This window comes from Proteus vulgaris (assembly GCF_016239305.1).
Lineage (GTDB): Bacteria > Pseudomonadota > Gammaproteobacteria > Enterobacterales > Enterobacteriaceae > Proteus > Proteus vulgaris_C.
In genome coordinates this window covers 88503-110185 of record NZ_JAEHOQ010000006.1, presented here as the reverse complement: position 1 = coordinate 110185, position 21683 = coordinate 88503, and the positions used below count along the sequence as shown (strand labels likewise).

At 38.3% G+C, this 21683-nt stretch carries 17 protein-coding genes; 11 read left to right on the top strand and 6 right to left on the bottom strand.

All coding sequences use genetic code 11. The features are described 5' to 3' along the window. Positions 1-75: 75 nt before the first annotated feature. The gene (gene ybbP / locus JEP40_RS06085) at positions 76-2517 is read right to left on the bottom strand and encodes a putative ABC transporter permease subunit YbbP (RefSeq protein WP_198622871.1); all 2442 of its coding nucleotides are present in this window, start codon (positions 2515-2517) and stop codon (positions 76-78) included. After that, a complete protein-coding gene (gene ybbA / locus JEP40_RS06080) occupies positions 2514-3200 on the bottom strand; it encodes a putative ABC transporter ATP-binding protein YbbA (RefSeq protein ID WP_198622870.1) in 687 nt (228 codons plus the stop codon). Before ybbA ends, ybbP begins: the two co-directional genes overlap by 4 nt. Here ybbA and tesA point away from each other — a divergent pair. From tesA to JEP40_RS06055, 5 genes are all read left to right on the top strand, one after another. Next, positions 3171-3800 carry a multifunctional acyl-CoA thioesterase I/protease I/lysophospholipase L1 gene (gene tesA, locus JEP40_RS06075; protein ID WP_198622869.1) on the top strand — a complete coding sequence of 210 codons (630 nt, stop codon included), beginning with the start codon at positions 3171-3173 and terminating at the stop codon, positions 3798-3800. The two genes, ybbA and tesA, sit on opposite strands and share 30 nt — an antisense overlap. A 50-nt stretch (positions 3801-3850) precedes the next feature. Further along, complete coding sequence (locus JEP40_RS06070) at positions 3851-4636, top strand: SDR family oxidoreductase (RefSeq protein ID WP_198622868.1); 786 nt, start codon at positions 3851-3853, stop codon at positions 4634-4636. A gap of 84 nt (positions 4637-4720) precedes the next feature. Next, entirely contained in the window at positions 4721-5578 is an 858-nt protein-coding gene (locus JEP40_RS06065; RefSeq protein ID WP_198622867.1) for a co-chaperone YbbN, read from the top strand. A gap of 37 nt (positions 5579-5615) precedes the next feature. Beyond that, on the top strand, positions 5616-6539 hold the full coding sequence (locus tag JEP40_RS06060) for an SPFH domain-containing protein (protein ID WP_198622866.1): 924 nt from the start codon (positions 5616-5618) through the stop codon (positions 6537-6539). A 2-nt stretch (positions 6540-6541) separates the two neighbouring features. Beyond that, entirely contained in the window at positions 6542-7030 is a 489-nt protein-coding gene (locus tag JEP40_RS06055) for an NfeD family protein (RefSeq protein WP_198622920.1), read from the top strand. Here JEP40_RS06055 and cueR read toward each other — a convergent pair. Beyond that, positions 6984-7397: a Cu(I)-responsive transcriptional regulator gene (gene cueR, locus JEP40_RS06050; protein ID WP_198622865.1), complete on the bottom strand. Its 414-nt coding sequence runs from the start codon at positions 7395-7397 to the stop codon at positions 6984-6986. The genes JEP40_RS06055 and cueR overlap by 47 nt on opposite strands. A gap of 134 nt (positions 7398-7531) precedes the next feature. Between cueR and copA the strand changes: the two genes are divergently transcribed. The 4 genes from copA (at position 7532) to ybaK (ending at position 13677) form a co-directional block, all read left to right on the top strand. Further along, positions 7532-10474 (top strand): copper-exporting P-type ATPase CopA, encoded by a 2943-nt coding sequence (copA, locus tag JEP40_RS06045; RefSeq protein ID WP_198622864.1) that lies wholly within the window; start codon positions 7532-7534, stop codon positions 10472-10474. 375 nt (positions 10475-10849) lie between these two features. Then, the gene (locus JEP40_RS06040) at positions 10850-12256 is read left to right on the top strand and encodes a YadA-like family protein (RefSeq protein ID WP_198622863.1); all 1407 of its coding nucleotides are present in this window, start codon (positions 10850-10852) and stop codon (positions 12254-12256) included. 110 nt (positions 12257-12366) lie between these two features. Then, entirely contained in the window at positions 12367-13176 is an 810-nt protein-coding gene (locus JEP40_RS06035; RefSeq protein ID WP_198622862.1) for a TraB/GumN family protein, read from the top strand. A 21-nt stretch (positions 13177-13197) separates the two neighbouring features. Continuing rightward, entirely contained in the window at positions 13198-13677 is a 480-nt protein-coding gene (gene ybaK, locus JEP40_RS06030) for a Cys-tRNA(Pro)/Cys-tRNA(Cys) deacylase YbaK (RefSeq protein WP_198622861.1), read from the top strand. 118 nt (positions 13678-13795) lie between these two features. Here ybaK and ushA read toward each other — a convergent pair whose 3' ends face one another. Next, a complete protein-coding gene (ushA, locus tag JEP40_RS06025; RefSeq protein ID WP_198622860.1) occupies positions 13796-15460 on the bottom strand; it encodes a bifunctional UDP-sugar hydrolase/5'-nucleotidase UshA in 1665 nt (554 codons plus the stop codon). Positions 15461-15721: 261 nt separating this feature from the next. On the opposite strand from ushA, the gene JEP40_RS06020 reads away from it, so the two are divergent. Next, positions 15722-16960, top strand: a complete 1239-nt coding sequence (locus JEP40_RS06020) for an MFS transporter (RefSeq protein ID WP_198622859.1) — start codon at positions 15722-15724, stop codon at positions 16958-16960. Positions 16961-17198: 238 nt separating this feature from the next. Continuing rightward, the gene (gene ybaL, locus JEP40_RS06015; RefSeq protein ID WP_198622858.1) at positions 17199-18959 is read left to right on the top strand and encodes a YbaL family putative K(+) efflux transporter; all 1761 of its coding nucleotides are present in this window, start codon (positions 17199-17201) and stop codon (positions 18957-18959) included. A 117-nt stretch (positions 18960-19076) separates the two neighbouring features. Here the strand turns inward: ybaL and JEP40_RS06010 are convergent, their stop codons facing one another. After that, positions 19077-20387 carry an inosine/guanosine kinase gene (locus JEP40_RS06010; RefSeq protein WP_198622857.1) on the bottom strand — a complete coding sequence of 437 codons (1311 nt, stop codon included), beginning with the start codon at positions 20385-20387 and terminating at the stop codon, positions 19077-19079. A 103-nt stretch (positions 20388-20490) separates the two neighbouring features. Then, positions 20491-21609, bottom strand: coding sequence for an LPS O-antigen length regulator Wzz(fepE) (gene wzz(fepE), locus JEP40_RS06005; RefSeq protein ID WP_198622856.1), 1119 nt, complete (start codon positions 21607-21609; stop codon positions 20491-20493). Positions 21610-21683: the final 74 nt, after the last annotated feature.

Sequence of the window (21683 nt, the reverse complement as noted above, 5' to 3'; positions counted from 1 at the left end):
TCCTATAAAAAATGCTGATGTTTGATGACATCAGCATTTTTATTTAACTCTATTTATAGTTCTTGTTTATTTTCACTACTCACCTTGAATTCGGCGGTATTGACCTTTATCTTGCAACAGTCTTACACCTAAAACACTGCCACACAGCGACAATAGAAGTGCCGCGATAATAGGTACAGTAAGCCACATTCCCCATTGAGGTTGCCAAGGAAAATTAAATACAAATTTCTGCAATAAACCTAATGCCATCTCAGCACCAATTGCTGCGGCTAAACCAGCCATTAAGCCTAATAAAGCGAACTCCGCCCAAAGTGTGCGTCGTAATAATAATTTACCAGCTCCCAATGTGCGATAAACTACAAGCTCAATGCGCCGTTGTGTCATTCCTACCTGAATTTGAGCAATTAATAATAATGCACCACAAATCATCACCAATCCGACCATAATTTCTAATGCGCGACTGACTTGTTGTAAGATTTGTTGCACCTGCTGAATTAGCGCCCCCGTATCTAACACACTAACCGTAGGGAATTGTCGATTAAGTGCCGTGATTAAAGCGCCATCTCCATTATAATAAAAACTACTCATCCATTTTTCTGGTTGATTACTTAATCCTTCTTCAGAAAAAATAAAGAAGAAGTTAGGGCGCATATTTTCCCAATCAACATGGCGAATACTGGTCACAACTGACTTAAACTCTCGAGTATCTCCCACAAAAGTTAATTCATCACCCAGTTTAATCTCAAGTTGTTTGGCAACACCTTGATCAAGGGAAACACCATTACCAACAGGTGGCCATGTGCCTTCTAGGATCACATTATCTTTAGGTAATTCACTGTGCCACGTTAAATTAAGCTCACGGCGCACTGTATTATTCCCTGCATCACGTTTATCAGCCCACTCTTTGGCATTATTCTCATTAATCTGCGTTAAGCGCGCTAATACTACAGGATAGGCGTCTGTAGGTTCGACGTTATATTGCGCCAATAAAGTGTTAACTTCTTGGACTTGAGGCGCGGACATATTGATCAGAAAATAATTAGGGCTGTCTTCTGGTAATTGTTTTTGCCATTTATCTAATAAATCACCTTGGATCAGCACCAATAGCGTTAACAACATAAATGAAAGTGCAAAAGCAGCCAATTGAGTCATGGTCTGAAAAGGCTGTCGTAACAAGCGAGTTACCGCTAGTCGAGCACTGAGTTGGCGGAATTTAAACTGCTTTAATACCCACAATCCAAGCCAACCAATAGCGCCCAGTAAAAAGGCGATAACAACAACGCCAAATAGAATTGACCACAATAAAACCCCTGTTCCGGCAAAAAGCGTTAAAGTGCCGATAACAATTAACGCTACTAGTGGTAAATAATAACGTAAAGGCCAGACTGGTGCCGTGGTATCACTTCTTAATACACGAGAAGGCTGAGTTGCCATTAATTGATAATAAGGCCTTAATCCAGTTAATAAAGCGATTAATAATAAAGAGCCTACTGACCAAAACCACGGTAAAAAACTCGCATCAGGTAAACGTTTAGGTAAAACAGGGGATAAAATTTGTAGCAAAATAATTTCAAAGAGAAGCCCCGTCAATGAACCCACAATGACGGCTCCGATAAGAATAGCGCCCCATTGCCCTACTATCCATTTTCGCAATGCACGTTTATCTGCACCTAATGTTTTTAGTACCGCAATTAAAGTATGACGACTGCGACAATAGTGCGCCATTGAAACCGCTACTGCCGATATCGCGAGTAGTAATGTTAATAGAGCAGAGAGTAGAAGAAAGTTTTTTGCTCTTTCCATAGATTGTGAAAGTGCACCACTATCTTGTTTTAAACTATTCCAACGCTGATCGGGTTTTAATAGAGGATCAAAGCGTTGTTGATAACTATCAATCACGGACTCATTACCCGCTAACATATAGCGATAAGTTAGGCGACTACCGGGTTGTACTGCACCTGTTGATTCAACATCATCAAGATTAATTAAAATACGTGGTGCTATTTGGAAAGGGTTAAATCCGCTGTCAGGCTCTTGAATTAATACACCACTGATTGTAAATGTAGCGTCACCTACATCAATTTTATCGCCGACTTTTATATCCAGCAGTTCCAGTAATCGGGCACCAACAAGCGCAGTTCCTTTTTCTGGTTTCAAGCCCGCGGGTTCTGTTTCTAATTCACCATAAAGTGGATATAAATTGTCAGTGGCTTTAACTAACGCAAGCTGTGGTGTATCTCCTTCTGGAGCATAAGACATCGTAGTAAATTGCATTTGGCGACTGAGGGTTAATCCCATTTTTTTCGCCTCAGCAAGCCAGTTTTCGTCAACAGGATAAGATGCACGTAACACTAAATCGCCTGCAATTAAGTCTCGACTTTGAGCATAAATACTTTTATCAATACGATCACCAATACGCCCCAAAGCAAGTACACAAGCGACCGCAAGCGCTAAAGAAAGCCAAACAATTAATAATGCAGGAGAACGCCATTCACGCCAGAACCAACGCCAAATCATGACTCCTCCTTAAGTTGTCCATCAACTAATCGTAAACGTCGCTGACAACGAGCTGCAAGCTCATTGTCATGGGTGACCAAAATCAATGTTGTTGCATAATCTCGATTGAGAGAAAACAACAAATCAGCAATTTTATCTCCCGTTTTACGATCTAAATTTCCTGTTGGTTCGTCAGCAAAAAGAATTGCGGGCTGAGTACAAAACGCTCTTGCCAGTGCCACACGCTGTTGTTCACCACCCGAAAGCTGTGCTGGCATATGGTACAAACGTTCACCTAATCCTAACAGGTTAAGTAAATCCACCGCACGTGCATAACTGTGTTTTTCGGACTCACCTTTTAATAATACGGGCAACTGCACATTTTCGAGGGCATTCAATGTCGGAATTAACATAAATGATTGAAAAACAAAACCAACATGTTGAGCGCGTAATTTAGCGCGCTCTTCTTCATTCATTTTTGTAAGATCTTGCCCCATTAATTTCACACTGCCAGCGCTTCCATCATCAAGTCCGGCAATAATCCCTAACAACGTCGATTTACCCGATCCTGACTCACCAATTAACGCAATTGTTTGTGCAGGCTCGACAACTAACTCAACACCCTGCAATATAGAGATCTGACTATCACCTTGTCCTACTTGTTTGGTTAACTGATGAACTTCAAGAACCTTTTCCGTCGACATACATTTTTCCTTATCGTTATGATGATGTTTAGCTTTAAGGCGATTGCTACTGATACCTTTTTAATCTTTGGTGACAGCTTGAGTGCAGGTTATCGTCTTCCTCTTGAGAGCGCATGGCCACAGCGCCTTGCTGATAATTGGAAAACAACCCATCCTGAAATTAACGTTGTTAATGCAAGTATTAGTGGCGAAACGGCATTTCAGGGGCAAAATCGACTTCCTGATTTACTAAAACAGCATCAACCACGCTGGGTTTTAATTGAATTAGGTGCAAATGATGGCTTACAGGGATACCCTGTTGCACAAACAAAAGACGCGCTACAAAACATCATTACACAAGTTAAAGCATCAGGCGCAACCCCACTTTTTATGCAAATTATGATTTCACCTAATTACGGTAAACGCTATACACAATCTTTTTCAGCGATTTATCCTAAACTTGCTGAAGAGAATGCGCTTTCTCTACTTCCTTTTTATATGGAGCAAATCGCAGATAAGCCTGAGTGGATGCAAAACGACAGCATACATCCCAATGAAGATGCTCAGCCTTTTATTGCGCAATGGATGGATAAAACATTATCCCCTTACTTAACACGTTAGACTATTCTGACAGTAGTTAACGAAGATTAAACGAGATTAATTGTAAAATTATGCAAAAAACGGTATTGATTACAGGAAGTTCTAGTGGAATAGGGCTTTGTGCAGCTAAAGCGCTCAAGAAAAGAGGCTATCGAGTCCTTGCCGCTTGCCGTAAAGATGAAGATCTTAAACGCATGGAAACACTAGGATTAGAGCCTATTTATCTTGATCTTGATGATGCTCAAAGTGTTGAAAAAGCGGCATTAGAGGTTATTCATCTAACAAATGGTCGTTTATATGGATTATTTAATAACGGTGGATTTGGTGTATACGGCCCACTAGATGCGATTAGTCGCCAACAAATGGAAAAACAATTTTCCACAAATTTTTTTGGTTTACATCAACTAACTACTTTACTATTACCAGCTATGTTGCCTCACGGTGAAGGTAGAATTATTCAAACCAGTTCAGTGATGGGAATTATCTCAACACCTGGTAGAGGCGCTTACGCTGCCAGTAAATATGCCGTAGAAGCGTGGTCTGATGCCTTAAGAATGGAATTAGTACATACCGGTGTTAAAGTCAGTTTGATTGAGCCTGGCCCGATACGAACCTGCTTTACAGAAAATGTGGCACAAGCTGAGAAAGATAAACCAGTAAAAAATCCGGGGATTGCGAGTCGTTTCACATTAACACCTGAAGATGTAGTGAAAAAGCTTATCCATGCTTTAGAAAGTCCAAAACCTAAGATACGTTATCCCGTAACGCTATTAACTCATGCTGTCAGAATATTAAAACGTTTTCTACCTGATACCTTGATGGATGCAATTTTAAGTCGCCAAAGTGGTAAGGCTTGATTTTTTTTGTTTCACCCTTACTTATTAATGAAATAGCTTTATAAATCGCATCTATATTTAAAACTCTCAAAAAGGGACAAGTTAATGTTAGCAACTGCACACATTGTTGATGTAAATGAATCAAATATTCAACAAATTATAGAACAGTCCATGACCAAGCCAGTCATGATGTATTTCTATTCAGAACATAGCCCTCATTGTGCAGAGCTTGGTGCAACATTGAATAAACTGGCCGCCGAATTTGCTGACCAATTTATTTTGGCAAAATTAGATTGCGATGCAGAACAAATGATTGCTTCACAATTTGGTCTACGTGCGATCCCAACTGTTTATATTTTGCAAGAAGGCCGCCCTGTTGATGGTTTCCAAGGCCCTCAACCTGAAGAAGCAGTCCGACAAGTTTTAGCTAATGTATTACCAAAACCTGAAGAACTAAAAGCGGCACAAGCAGCACAACTTCTTTCAGAAGGAAAAGCGGATGAAGCTTTACCACTATTAAAAGAAGCACATCAACTTTCCCCTAAAAACAGTGAAATTACACTAGCTTTAGCTGGTGCTCTTATTTCTTTAAATAAAAATGAAGAAGCACAAACACTGTTAATCACTATCCCATTACAAGATCAAGACAGTTACTATCATAGTTTACTGTCACAAATTGAATTACAAAAACAAGCTGCTGATACCCCAGAAATTCAGCAATTACAAAATGATTTTAACCAGCACCCTGCAAATACTGATATTGCTATTCAACTTGCACTAAAATTACATGAAGTCGCCCGTAATGAAGAAGCATTAGAATTGCTATTTAGCTTTATCAAAAAAGACTTAAATGCAGGTGATGGGCAAGTTAAGAAAACCCTAATGGATATTTTATCTGCCTTAGGCACTAATGATAATTTAGCGTCTAAATATCGCCGTATGGTGTATTCTTTACTTTATTAGTTTTATTTTCTTATAAAAGCAGACTTAGGACAGGTATATGGAAATAGTCATTGGCATTATCATCTTATTCGCTATTATTCTAGTTTTAAGCGGTGTTAAAACCGTTCCACAGGGTTATCAGTGGACTGTCGAACGCTTTGGTCGTTACACTCGAACACTCACTCCAGGGCTTCAAATTCTTATTCCTTTTGTCGATCGTGTTGGCCGCCGTATTAATATGATGGAACAAGTGCTTGATATTCCATCTCAAGAAGTGATCTCTCGTGATAACGCCAACGTCAGCATTGATGCAGTCTGCTTTATTCAAGTAATCGACCCGGTAAAAGCCGCGTATGAAGTTAATAATCTTGAACTTGCAATTATCAACTTAACACTGACGAATATCCGTACAGTTTTAGGCTCAATGGAACTTGATGAAATTCTTTCTCAACGTGACCAAATCAATAGTCGCCTTTTACTGATTGTGGATGATGCAACAAACCCTTGGGGTATCAAAATCACCCGTATTGAAATTCGTGATGTTCGCCCACCAAAAGAATTGATTTCTGCAATGAATGCTCAGATGAAAGCTGAACGTACTAAACGTGCTGACATTCTTGAAGCTGAAGGTATTCGTCAAGCCGCTATCTTAAAAGCTGAAGGTGAGAAACAAGGACAAATTCTGAAAGCGGAAGGTGAGCGTCAATCTGCATTCTTACAAGCAGAAGCCCGTGAACGTGCAGCAGAAGCTGAAGCCAAAGCAACACAAATGGTATCTGAAGCTATCTCTAAAGGGGATATGCAAGCAATCAATTACTTTGTTGCTCAAAAATATACTGATGCACTCGCACAAATTGGCTCAGCCAACAACAGTAAAGTAGTGATGATGCCACTAGAAGCCAGTAATTTAATGGGCGCAATTGGTGGTATTTCAGAACTCCTTAATACCAAGAAAAATGACTCTGGTAACAAGAGTAATTAATGATGATTGAATGGATTAGTGCTCACCCCGCACTTTTCTGGCTTTGTCTTGGTGGCTTGCTGTTAATTGCAGAAATGCTAGGAACAGCAGGATACCTTTTATGGTCAGGAATGGCAGCACTGTGCGTTTCTTTACTCGCATGGGTGCTACCTATTATCTGGCCTATTCAAGGTGTGTTATTTGCGATATTAACGGTTATTAGTGCTGTACTTTGGCACCTTTGGCTTAAGCGCAGAAAACTATCAAAAGAAGCTGAGAACTTAAATCAGAAAAGCCATCAATTAATTGGTGTTCATGCTGTTTTATCATCAGATACGGACAATGGGTTTAGCCGCGTAAAGCTAGCCGATGGTAGCTGGCGTGTTTATTCAGACACGCCATTACAAGCAGGTGATAAGGTTGAAGTCATTGCTATTGATGGCATTACTTTACACGTTATTCCACTTAAACCGACTGTTTCTGATGGTGGCAACACCCTGACAAATGATTGATGATAGGACAATCAGCACCGTCATCGCCAGGACATTCACTGGCTAACAAGAGAAGACGCTGACGAATTGCGTTAAGTTCGTTAATAGTCTTCTCAATTTCAGCCACCTTTTTTAACGTCGCTTCTTTCACATCAGCGCTATGTCGTGATGGATCCCTTAATAACATTAACAATGCGCGACACTCCTCTAGGTTAAAACCAACCTCTCTAGCTTGTCGCAATAATGTTAATTCTTCAATATGTTGTGGCTGATAATAGCGATAGCCGTTCTCGCCTCTCCCTGGGGGTGTAATCAAGTCTTTTTCTTCATAAAACCGAATGGCTTTAGCTGTTAATCCTGTTTTGTTTGCGATTTCACTAATATTCAAAATTCCCCCTTGACCTTCCCCTTGCGGAAAGGTTTAGCCTTTATCTCTGATAAGAAAAAACCTTTAAAGAAAGCAAGTTACCAGATATTGAGCAATAATAGAGGTAACGCTTTTTATTTCGGAGATAAATTAATATGGCAAAAACAACGCTACTCGCATTACAAGGGCTTTCATGCTCCCACTGTGTTAACAGTGTAAAAAAAGCACTCGATGCTCGCAATGATATAGAACAGTCAAATGTAACTATTCAATACGCTAAAATTGACAGTGATGCAACTGCTGAAAGTTTAATCAAAACGATTGAAGACGCTGGTTATGAAGCTAGAATTGCAACACAACCCGATGTGAAATTAAGCCTAAGCGGTCTTAACTGCATGAAGTGTGTAGGTAAAACTGAAAAAGCATTATTAGCCGTTGAAGGTGTAGTCGCTGTTAATGTTACTAAAGAGTCTGCTGAAATTTTTGGCGATACCACTGCGGATACCTTAATTGCAGCGATTACGGCTGAAGGTTTTCAAGCCAGTTTAGCGCCTACTGACAACGCAATCCATTTAACCCTTTCAGGCTTAAATTGTGGTCATTGTGTTGGCTCTGTCAAAAAAGCGCTTGAAGCTACGACGGGCGTTGAAAGTGCTGAAGTTGAATTAACTCACGCAAAAGTAATCGGATCTGCCATCGTAGAAACATTGATAACTACCATTAAAGACGCTGGTTTTGAAGCACAGCTGGCAGGTACTGATTTCCCAAAAACTGAGCCGCTGACGCAAACGCATGCACAACTGGAAGCATCGTCAGCGGCTGTTTGTGACATTCCAGTTGAAAATGCTGACATTGAGAACAGCCCGGAAATAGATACTGACGATGACAGCAGTGTTCAGCTTTTAATTGATGGCATGACCTGTGCAAGTTGCGTAAACAAGGTTCACAAAGCATTACAATCCGTTGATGGCGTTGAAAATGTACGTGTAAATCTTGCTGAACGTAGCGCATTAGTGACAGGTGAAATCGATCAAGATGCACTAGTGACTGCCATTGAAAAAGCAGGTTATGGTGCTGAAATTATTCAAGATGATGTAAAACGCAGAGAACGCCAGCAAGAAGTCGCTGTTGCTAATATGAGGCGTTTTCGCTGGCAAGCTATATTGGCCTTAGTTGTCGGTATCCCGGTCATGATTTGGGGAATGATCGGCGACAATATGATGTTAACTGAAGCTAACCACAGTATTTGGTTAGGTATTGGTATTGCAACACTGTTTGTTATGGTTGTTGCTGGTGGACATTTCTATCGTAGCGCATGGCAGAGTTTAAAAAACCGCAGTGCAACAATGGATACCCTCGTTGCATTAGGAACAGGAACAGCGTGGCTCTATTCCATTACCGTGAATTTATGGCCAGAAGTATTTCCAGCTCAAGCTCGGCATCTCTATTATGAAGCCAGTGCGATGATTATTGGCTTAATCAATCTAGGTCATATGCTTGAGCAAAGAGCGCGCCAGCGTTCATCTAAAGCACTAGAGCGTCTATTAGATTTAACGCCACCAACAGCAAAGGTCATCACTGAAAACGGTGAAGTTGAAATGCCATTGGCTGATGTTAAACAAGGAATGACATTACGTTTAGCAACTGGTGATAAAGTGCCAGTTGATGGTGAAATTATCCAAGGTGAAGTATGGATGGATGAAGCCATGTTGACCGGTGAACCCATTCCACAGCAAAAATCAGTGGGCGATACCATTCATGCCGGAACCACAGTTCAAGATGGCTCAGTTTTATTTAAAGCAGCAGCGGTGGGAAGCAAAACGACACTGGCTCGTATCATTAAATTAGTTCGCCAAGCACAAAGTAGTAAACCTGAGATTGGTCAGTTAGCAGATAAAATTTCAAGTGTCTTTGTACCCATTGTTGTCGCTATTGCCTTAATTGCTGGTGCTATTTGGTATTTCTTTGGCCCTTCGCCACAAATTACCTACGCACTCGTGATTATCACAACGGTTCTTATCATCGCTTGCCCTTGTGCCTTGGGTTTAGCGACACCAATGTCGATTATTTCCGGTGTAGGCCGTGCGGCTGAATATGGCGTGTTGGTCCGTGATGCAGATGCGCTACAACAAGCGAGCAAACTAGATACTTTAGTCTTTGATAAAACAGGAACACTAACAGAAGGTATGCCTCAGGTCACTGAACTTCATACTTTTAATCAAGTAGATGAAACTCAAGCACTTGCGTTGGCAGCATCACTGGAAAACGGCTCTAACCACCCATTAGCTAAGGCAATTTTAACACGTGCTGAAGGTATTGATTTACCCGAGGTAAACAAGTTTCGTACACTAGCAGGTATGGGATTAAGTGGTGAAATTAAGGGTAAAATGGTGCTTTTAGGTAACCCTAAATTAATGGTCGAATCTGGTGTTGATATTAGTGAAGTTAATTCACTAATTGACTCTCAGGCAGCCAAAGGTGTTACTCCTGTTTTATTAGCACAAGATGGTAAAATTGCGGCATTACTTTCTATTCGTGACCCACTTAGAGAAGATACCATAAGTGCATTACAACGTTTACATCATCAAGGTTATCGCCTTGTGATGTTAACGGGGGATAACCCGATTACAGCAAATGCAATTGCAAAAGAAGCAGGTATTGATCAGGTTATTGCGGGTGTGATGCCAGAAGGTAAAGCACAAGCTATTACTGAACTTCAAGCGCAAGGGCGTCGTGTTGCAATGATCGGAGATGGTATTAACGATGCGCCGGCATTAGCCAAAGCAGATGTCGGTATTGCTATGGGTGGTGGTAGTGATATCGCTATTGAAACAGCTGCTATCACGTTAATGCGTCATAGTTTGCATGGCGTTGCAGATGCCGTTGAGATCTCAAAAGGTACGCTACGTAATATGAAGCAGAATTTATTCGGTGCCTTTGTCTATAATAGCTTAGGTATTCCCATTGCGGCCGGTATTCTTTATCCATTTACAGGTACATTATTAAACCCTGTTGTTGCAGGTGCAGCAATGGCATTGTCTTCAATCACTGTAGTCAGTAATGCAAACCGTTTACTGCGTTTTAAACCTAAGCAATAATACCTAATAACACATAAAGTGTTTTCCCAAAACCTCTTTTACTTATCTATAAAAGAGGTTTTTTATTATCTTATTTTTTGTTTTCTATTAATCATTAGTAATATTATCAAAAGGTTAAAAAAAAGCCGATATTTCTATCGGCCAGTCAAAGAGGAATTTCTCATTATACAAGAGAGTCATTACTCCGCCCTCTTAACGCTAGGATAGCAATATATTATAAGTTTTTCATTAAATTTTAATGGCATAATAAACTTAAATTATAATTTTAAAAAAAGAACAAAATATTATTTAAGCCCTATTTATTATTGTAGGAAAATATTATTTAAATAAAATAATAAATCTGATACCAAAATGATATTTTAAAAGGATTTAAATATGAACATAAATAAAATTATTATTATCACTTTACCATTAATTTATTCTTCTCATGTATTTTCAAATGAAACGTTTTATACAACACCAGATGAAACTCCATTCATTGCCATTGAACAAGATACAATCATCACAGCTCCCTCATCTTTTGATCAAAAAATAAGTAATTATTATGTAAAGTTAGAAAAAAATAAAATATTACTAACTGATGAGATAATAGAAAATCTCAATAAATACATGGGGGATATAAAGACGACGTCCGGAGAAAATATTACAAAAGAGAATATTAAAATAAAAAATAGTTTAATTATTTCACCAAAAGATACAGAGATAAGATCAAAAATCGCTTCTTTTTTTTATAATGAAATAAAAGATAATGCATCCGAATTAAACGATAGTTCACATATTTCATTTAATAAAAAAGCCGTTCTTCACTTTCTAGCTGAACATACAGATGATGATATACAGATTGGGCGAACGGCATTACCTGACCTAACAATTGAACAATACAATGATATTGTTGATAGAGAAAAAAACAACGTAATAAATCAAGGGAATTTATTTTCAATTGAAAACGAATTCAATAAAAAAATCATTACGCTAATCAAAAAAAATAATATTGAACTGAGTAAGTTTAATAATCAAATTAAGTTTAATAAAATGATGACTAATGCTAATCAATCTGGTCACGCAATGAATCTAGAAAAAATATTAGCGAATGAAGACAATATTGGTGCTAATAAAAAAGACATTGATACCAATAAAAAAGATATCGATACGAATAAAGAAGATATTGATACTAATAGAAAAGATATTGATGCGAATAAAGAAGATATTGATACTAATAGAAAAGATATTGATTCGAATAAAGAAGATATTGATACTAATAGAAAAAATATTGATGCAAATAAAGAAGATATTAATACCAATAGAATAGATATTGATACAAATAAAGAAAATATTAACACCAATAAAAAAGGTATTGATATGAATAAAGAAGGTATTGATAATATTAAAGATAACTATATCGACAATCTAAATATTGATGGAAACAACATTTCATTAAAAAACCACTTTTCTACTCTTTATACGGAACAATCAATCTCAAGAAACGAAGTTAAAACACTAAAAAATAATTTTGAACATTTTAAATCTGATACTCAAAATCGCTTTTATAAAGTTGAAAAACGCGCCAATCAAGGTATTGCTTCTGTAGCCGCAATGAGTAATTTGCCTTTTACCGATTCTGCTACATTTAGTACCGCTATCGGCATAGGTAATTATCGTAATGCCTCTGCTCTTGCTTGGGGTATGCAATATCGTATTAATGAAAATATTAAAATAAGAGCCTCTACTGCATGGAATGAATCAAATTGGGTCTCTGCTGGCGGTGTCGGGATAAGCTGGTAAAATAACATAAAAACAACGAAAGCTAAGTAAAGCTTGGCTTTCGTTGTTTCATTCCATTGCAAATCCGTTATGCTAAAACCTTGTGATTTTATACTCAAAGGAACATATCAATGACGGGTATTTTTCAAAAAATCAAACACTGGGTTGGGATAAAAAATACGACCTATTACCCTTATCCTGCTGTTGATATTATGCTACCTAATGATGTCTCTTTGCACCTTGTAGGTAGTATCCATATGGGTGTTCCAACAATGACACCGCTATCCAATGTACTTATCAACGAAATAAAAAATGCAGATGCTATTATTGTTGAAGCTGACATTTCAACTGATGTACAACCTTTTGATCAAGCGTCTCTTTTTAGAGAGTCACTAGAAACGCGTTTAAATAGCTCTCTTTTTTCTCAAATTACTGAGCATTGTGAAGCGCTCTCCCTTTCTCTTTATCAAATTGAAAATAAACCTCTTTGGCAAATTGCCTTGATTTTGCAATCGACCCAAGCAATGCGGCTAGGTTTACAACCTCAACATGGTATTGATTATCAAGTCATTCAATATGCTAATGAGTACAAGAAAAACATTATAGAGCTAGAAGGTATTGAAGATCAGGTCGCATTATTATTGAATTTCCCTCACGATGGTCAGCAATTACTCGAAGATACACTAAAAAATTGGCACGATAATGCACGTACATTGCAAATCATGATTAATTGGTGGTTAAATTATAATAGTCGAGAAAAACAGCCCCCTTTACCAAATACCTTTAGCAAAGCAGTATTTGATATTTTAATGGAAAGCCGTAACCAAAAATGGGCTAATCGATTATCAAAATTACCGGCTGGCCGTTATGTGGTCACTGTAGGTGCTCTTCATTTATTTGGTGAAGAGAATTTAATTGATTTATTAACACGTCAAGCATAAAACATTGTAGTAGGAATAACTATGACTCCCGCTGTAAATTTACTGGAAAAACAGAAAATTAAATTTATCCTCCATCCTTATGAACATGATGCGAATGTTCATAATTTTGGTGATGAAGCCGTTGAAAAACTGGGTTTGAATAATCGCCAAGTCTTTAAAACACTGTTAGTTTCTTTAAATGGCGATGCTAAAAATCTTGCTGTCGCAGTCACTCCCGTTTCTGGTCAGTTAGATTTAAAGCTTGTCGCTAAGTGTTTTAAAGCAAAAAAAGCAGACATGGCAGATCCACAAATTGCACAAAAAGTGACTGGTTATTTAGTTGGTGGGATCAGCCCATTAGGCCAGAAAAAACGGCTACCCACCGTGATTGATGAGCAAGCACTGGAATTTAATACTATTTTTGTTTCTGGTGGTAAACGTGGCTTAGATATTGAATTATCAGCAAGAGATTTAGGTACTGTATTAGGTGCTCAATTTGCACTTATTCGTAAAGAGTCATAATCATTAATGATTTTTTATTTTAAGGCACATCCTCAAAATAAGAAATTAACGTGGTTTTAACCAAAAACAAAAGGCGACATTAATGTCGCCTTTTGTCTATATTGCGTTATTGATAGACTTATTTTTTGTAAACAATTTCGCCTTTAGGTTCGAAATCAGCTGCTTTCAATGGAGAGTGTGCTTCGATATAGCCTTTTAGCACTTCAGCATCAACAAAACCAGTATTGACATAACCAGGGTGTGAATCAATCTTAGGATATCCATCACCACCAATACCGTTAAAGTTTAATGTCGCCATACGATAAGATTTGGTTTTATCTAATGGTTTACCTGCAATTTTAACATCGCTGACTTTACAGTCAGCATCGACTGTTAAGCTAACATTGTAGAATTGTGCGTAAGCACCAGAATCTACTTTCATGCAAGCAACTGCTGACAGATAAGGCTCTACTTCTTCACCTTTAAAATCAACATAAACCAGTTCATTAGCAAATGGTTGAACTTTCAATACATCTTTGTAAGTGATATCACCAGATTCAATAGAATCACGAACACCACCACCACTCATAATGGCAAAGTCTGCATTAGCACGTTCAGCTTGAGCTGATAGTAATAAACGCGCCATATTGGTTTGAATAAAGCGAACTTTACTACGATCACCTTCTAATTTACCAACAACCTCACCTACTTTAACATTCAGTTGCTCGCCACCTTTTTCTTGGTAAGGAGTTAACAACTTCATCATATCTGGGTTATGAGGAATTTCTTCTGTGTAGTAGACAAGTTCAGTAGTACCATCGTCTTTCTTCACTTTTTGATTTAAGTTGATTGGGATAAGTTGATAATGCTTTAATGTGAATTCACCATTACGGAATTCGAAATCTGCACGACCAACATATTTGCCCCATTCATGAGCCTGAACAATCCATGTGCCATTTTGATTATCAGGTGCACAAGGTGTTCCTGGTACATAATCAGCTTGTTTGTAGTTTTTGTTCTCTTGAGACATACAGACAGGATCTTGTGAGTGACCACCCACAATCATATCAAGGTAGCCTTTTGGTAAAGCACGCGCCATTTCTACATCGCCTGGTGCGTTAGAACCATGATTACCATCATCATAGTGACCCATATGGGTTGCTGCGATAATAATGTCTGGTTTTTCTGTTGTACGCAGTTCTTCTACAACTTTTTTAGCTTCATCAGAAGGCTTACGGAATTCAGTATCAGGGAAGTTTGCTGGGTTACCGATACGTACAGTATCATCAGTCGTTAAGCCCAAAACTGCAATCTTAACACCTTGCTTATCAAAAATGGTGTAAGGCTTGAATAAACGCTCACCCGTGCTTTTTTGATAAATATTTGCAGATAAAAATGGGAATGTTGCCCATTTTTCTTGTTGACGTAAAACATCTAATGGATTATCGAATTCATGGTTGCCCAGTGCCATTGCATCGTACCCCACAAGATTCATACCTTTAAAATCAGGCTCTGCATCTTGTAAGTCAGATTCTGGAACACCAGTATTGATATCACCGCCTGATAACAGCAATACGCTACCACCTTTTTTAGCAACTTCATCACGGATATTATCAACAACAGTTTTTTGAGCAGCTAAACCGTATTCACCACGATCGTTATGCCAAAAATGGCCATGATGATCGTTGGTGTGCAAAATAGTAATTTCGTACGTTTTATCCTTTTCCCATGCCTGAGACAACGCAGGCGCCATAGCTAAAGAAACGGTCAAAGCGCATGCCGATAATTTAAAAGATAAGCTCATGGTATATCCCCATGTATATTATTTATTGAGAAGGTTCTGCCATGCATTTACTGTAGAAAAAAAAGACAGAAGTTAAATACTTTTGCTGTATTTTATGACGTAGGTTATATAATTTTTTTATTATTTCATTGATCCAATAGTTTTTTTGAGACATGAATCAAACTCTATTTCTCACAAAAGCACTCAACTCCAAATAGATGTAAACTAGACTAATAAAAATAGAAACAATTTGTTAACAATACAATATGACAGGGAATTAAAATGAGCAATGCCGACCCAGCGCTTCCCATAGAGGAAAATGACGTTTTACAACGAAAAGCCAATAAGCGTAATACGGTTTTTAGTATTTTAACTGCTATCAGTTTTTCACATCTTCTCAATGATATGATCCAATCGTTGATATTAGCTATTTACCCTATGTTGCAATCTGAATTTTCTCTCAGTTTTGTACAAATAGGGATGATAACGTTGACGTATCAAATTACAGCATCCTTATTACAACCTTTTATTGGCCTTTATACTGATAAATATCCTAAGCCTTACTCATTACCTGTTGGTATGGGTTTTACTCTAACAGGGCTTATTCTCCTCGCTTTTGCTGACACATTCCCAATGTTATTACTTGCTGCAGGGTTAGTGGGTACTGGCTCATCTGTTTTCCATCCAGAATCATCTCGTGTTGCTAGAATGGCATCAGGTGGAAGGCACGGACTTGCACAATCACTCTTCCAAGTAGGCGGAAATCTTGGTAGCTCATTAGGCCCTCTTTTGGCAGCCTTGCTGATTGCGCCTTATGGCAAAGGAAATGTCGGTTGGTTCTCCCTTGCTGCGTTGCTAGCTATTGTCGTGTTACTACAAGTTAGTCGTTGGTATAAAATTCAACAAGAAGCTCAGAAAAAACAACCTAAAATACTAAACAATAAAGCAATATTGCCACGTAAAGCCCTTTTTGGATCTTTAGCTATTTTACTTATTCTGATTTTTTCTAAGTATTTTTATCTTGCAAGCATCAGTAGCTACTATACTTTTTATTTAATACATAAATTTGGCGTTTCAGTACAAAATGCACAAATTCACCTATTTGTTTTTCTCTTTGCTGTCGCAGCTGGCACCATGATTGGTGGCCCCGTAGGCGATAAAATTGGTAGAAAATATGTTATTTGGGGTTCTATTCTAGGTGTTGCGCCTTTTACACTGATACTCCCTTATGCCAGCTTGTACTGGACTGGCGTACTCACTGTATTCATTGGGGTGATTTTAGCTTCAGCATTTTCTGCTATCTTAGTTTATGCTCAAGAGTTAATTCCGGGTAAAACAGGCATGGTTTCAGGGCTTTTCTTCGGACTTGCTTTTGGGATGGGGGGGATTGGTGCTGCTGTCTTAGGATATATAGCAGATCAGAAAAGTATTGAATATGTCTATCATATTTGCGCTTATCTCCCACTGTTAGGTATTTTCACCATTTTTCTTCCTAATATTGGGGTAGATAAAACTGAATAAGCTGTAATTATTCCTGTTATCAAAATGAACCGGTAACAGGGTAACTCTCACCTTAAAAGATGAGACTTATTAAAATAACATAAAAAAATGCATTTGCGTCATAAAACTCAATCAACTTGCTATTTTTATAAATAATCGATAATTTTTAGCGAATTTATTGCATAAATACGTTAAACTATCAGCCTGCTATATTACTCGCCCCCCGATACATGTAGTTTTATAAAAAGAAGGAGAATTGATGCCGCATTCAACACCCCTCATTACCACCATTGTTGGTGGGTTAGCACTTGCTTACATTTTAGGCATGATCGCTCAACGGCTAAAAATCTCACCTTTAGTAGGATATCTTGCTGCGGGTGTACTCGCTGGCCCATTTACCCCTGGCTTTGTCGCTGATACCTCTCTCGCCCCTGAACTTGCTGAAATCGGCGTCATTCTGCTAATGTTTGGCGTAGGTTTACATTTTTCTTTAAAAGACCTTATGGCGGTAAAAGCCATCGCTATTCCGGGTGCTATTGCGCAAATTGCAGTCGCAACACTATTAGGATTGGGATTATCAGCATTTTTTGGCTGGGGTTTATTTAGTGGTATTGTATTCGGTTTGTGTCTATCAACAGCAAGTACCGTTGTTCTTTTACGAGCACTTGAAGAAAGAGGCCTGATTGATAGCCAACGAGGCCAAATTGCTATTGGTTGGTTGATAGTTGAAGACTTAGCAATGGTATTAGCCCTTGTGCTACTGCCTGCTGCCGCCAATATGCTGGAAAGTAGTGACCAAACCAGTATTTCTCAACTGATGATTAATTTAGGGATCACTATCGGTAAAGTCGTTGCCTTTATCTTAATCATGATGGTTGTCGGCCGTAAGCTTATCCCTTGGATTTTAGCTAAAACCGCAGCAACTGGCTCTCGCGAACTCTTTACGTTATGTGTATTAGCACTAGCTTTAGGTATCGCTTATGCCGCTGTGACCTTATTTGATGCTTCTTTCGCATTAGGTGCATTCTTTGCTGGTATGGTACTCAATGAGTCTGATTTAAGCCACAGAGCAGCTCAAGATACTCTGCCATTGCGTGATGCCTTTGCTGTACTGTTCTTTGTGTCTGTAGGTATGCTGTTTGATCCAATGGTCTTGATTGAACACCCACTCGGCATCTTAGCAACACTGGCTATCATTATTATTGGTAAATCCGCAGCTGCACTGGTGCTTGTACGAATGTTTGGTCATTCCAGACGAACAGCATTAACTATTTCTGCTAGTCTTGCTCAAATTGGTGAATTTGCCTTTATTCTTGCAGGCCTTGGTGTTGCTCTGAACGTTTTAGAGCCAGATGCACGTAATCTCGTTTTAGCCGGCGCTTTAGTTTCTATTATGCTAAACCCAGTATTGTTCTCTTTATTAGACCGTTATCTGGCAAAAACAGAGACAAAAGAAGAAATGGAACAACTACAACAAGAAGAGCTGGAAGAAGAGATGCCAGTTCCTGTTGATATCTGTGGTCACGCCATTATCGTTGGGTATGGACGCGCAGGAAGCATGCTTTCTGAAAAATTATTAGCTCAATCTATTCCATTGGTTATTATCGAAAATAGCCGTAATAAATTTGCGGAATTAAAAGAGAAAAGCTTAAACACAGTACTGGGCAATGCATCAACAAAAGAATCACTTGCTTTAGCCCGTATTGATTGCGCTAAATCTTTATTACTGACTATCCCTAATGGTTATGAAGCTGCTGATATTGCTGAAACAGCAAGAAGTATGAATCCTAATTTAAATATCATTGTTCGTGCTCATTTCGACGATATTATTGTTCGTGCTAACTACGATGAAGAAGCATCTTTTATCCTTGAAAAAGGTGCAAATCACGTCATTATCGATGAAGATCAAACAGCGTCTGCAATGGCTGATATGTTAGTGAAGGAAGTAGAATTTGGTTGTGCAATTGATGATACACCTGAAAATGGTCAGCAAATTATTGCCCCTAGTGCAGCACAATAATCAAATATAGATAGCCTGTTAACGCTATAAATTTAAGTCAATAAAAAACCTATCAATAAATTTTGATAGGTTTTTTTATTTCACACAGATAAAACAAGACTTAGAAACAATATAAACTTAACGTTCCCAATAGGCTTCTTCTAAGCTGTCTTCTTTTTCAGGTAAACCACGCGTTAAACGAGGTGAATGCTGACTTAATACTTGATAACTCACTCGATTAGCGTATTTACACACTTGTGCTAATGATGAATAGGTTAAATAAGCTCGAGGGTGCTTACTCGAATTCGGTACATTTATTCGATGATAACTATTCGCTGTAATATCATGTAGTAATGCCGATAATGCTGCATCACCCGCACCATTTGTATTCATTATTTTCTCAGGCCCTCCCATATAAGGCTCAATATGGGAATAAACTTTTTCAGGCTCTTCACAATCTTTGTAGCGCATTGCACGACTAAATTCATAACGGTTAAATTCAGCAATTGCACCAGGTAATAAAGGATGCGTTGTTTGACGTTTAAAGCTTTGTTCCGTATAACCGCCCATATAAAGCCCTGCAGGACCTGCGGTGCAAAGAACTAAGTCAACCCATTCCAACGCCATATCAGAGGCAAGAAGAGGATCAGAATGCCCTGTTAACTCAAACGCTTCATCTTCATTCATTGCCACAACAGACACATGCTCTTTTAGGAAATCACGCCACCATTGTGGATCATCCGCAATAACGTATTTAGTACCTAATGTAAGCACTACAGGTACGTCATATTTCTTCGCATATTCAATCGCTTTCATGGTAGCCAAAGGCATTGGCTCACCAGGTTTACAACGCACTAAGTAAGCTGTTAAAACCAATGCAGAGGCTTCTGCAATAACCTCTTCAGGAATACTCTCAGGCTGAAGTTGGTTCATTTGACCAGGGCTAATTGCAAAAGTACGTTCACCATTTTCTGTGATCAGCGTAAAACAGCGCCCAATAGCACCATCGACACCTTGAAGGTAATTCAAATCAGTACGGCTAGACGTGTTACATAAATAGCGATAAGCATAGCTACCAATCTGAATGTTATTACACATAGTACCTAATAACACAGAACGGTCATCAGCTAATACAGAGTAGTTATGTAGCGTATTACCAATGGTACCACCCGCAAATTCGTGAGTGATTAAGTTATTATCTGTTAATTCACGATAAAGCGCTTCTGCGACATCATCTTCAATAACTAGAGAGTGTCCCTGACTCAAGTTATAACGGGTAATAAATGCCTCATCAACTTTCGCTTCGATATCCACCAATGTTTGGTCAATGCCGACAATATAGGCGCGAGAAGATTCGCTCTCCGTCATATTGATGATGGGTTGTAATAAAGGATCTCGTAAACTAACGGGAAAATAGTGTTTGGATTTTCGTTTGCCAGGGAATTTCATTGTGAACGATGCTACACAGCTAAAAAAGATGCGCAATGTTAACACAATATTATGAGAGAGACAGTAGGTGTACGTCTGTACACCTACTTATTTGGAGATATTTTTATGCGGTTTTACGACGGTTTCTCGCCATATAGCTCAGTAAAACACCCATTACAGAAAGAATGAAACCAACAAAAGCAGCACCAACTAAAATCAGAGCACGTTTAGGCGCATCTTTTTTAGTAGGCTCGTAAGGCTTCAACATATATTTGAATGGTACAAATTGAAGCTCATCTAATTTCACTTTTTCTAACTGCTTCATGTTATATAAACGGTTTTTCAGTTCAGAACTTACAGTTGTTGGATCTGTGATAGCTTCTGTGATAGCCAATTTACTACTCAACGCATCAGAACCCATGGCAATAGAGTAATCAGGGTCATCTTTAATTTGTGCCCCTTCACTTGAAATTGGTTTTTTTACCCCAGCCGCATTAGCAATCTCTAACGCATATTTTAAGCGTTGGACATTTACATTACGTGCATTGGCAATACGTTCTAAATCCATTTCATACGCTTTTTGCGCAAAGCTTAATTTACGCTCAATCTGGTCATCAATTTCGTCTTTCACTTCCATACGTACTTTGGTGGAAATAAAACGAATATAGCCAGAAAGTAAATCATAAGCCTCTTCCGATGTTGGTGCAGTAAAGCTTAGATTAATTTCACCACTAAACTCTTCTTCACTATTTTTATCATCTGAAGCTTTTAAATTAATATCTTTCGTTACGATTTCTTCAATTAATTTACGCTTATCCAGTGGCGTTGGCTCATCCATTTTAGCCAGCAAACTATTGTAATAATCCGTACTGACCAAATACTCTTCACGTAAAACCCGAGAGTTATAGTTATTGATAAATTTTTGATAAACGGAAGAACCATTAACCCCTGTATCAACATCTACTAGGCTTAGTTCAGTCAATGTCGCTCTTAATTGTTTCATTTCGTCGAGCATTGGCTTGGTAATTGCAGCTTGGCTTGTCCATTTTTGAGGCAAAAAGCTTGCAACAGTAAAGCCAACGATAGCAAATAATAGCGTGATACCAATAATGACAAATTTTGATTTATAAATAACAGAAAATAATTCAAAAAGATCGATTTCATCGTTCTGTTTTAGATAAAAGTCATCAAAATTCCCTTTATCAATTTCTGAAGATTGTGGTTTTGAAAGCTTACTATTCATTTTCCTGCCTAAATTTATGTAATGCAGTGTCCGTTTATCAGCATGTTAGTGATTAACACTAAAACACTTAAAAA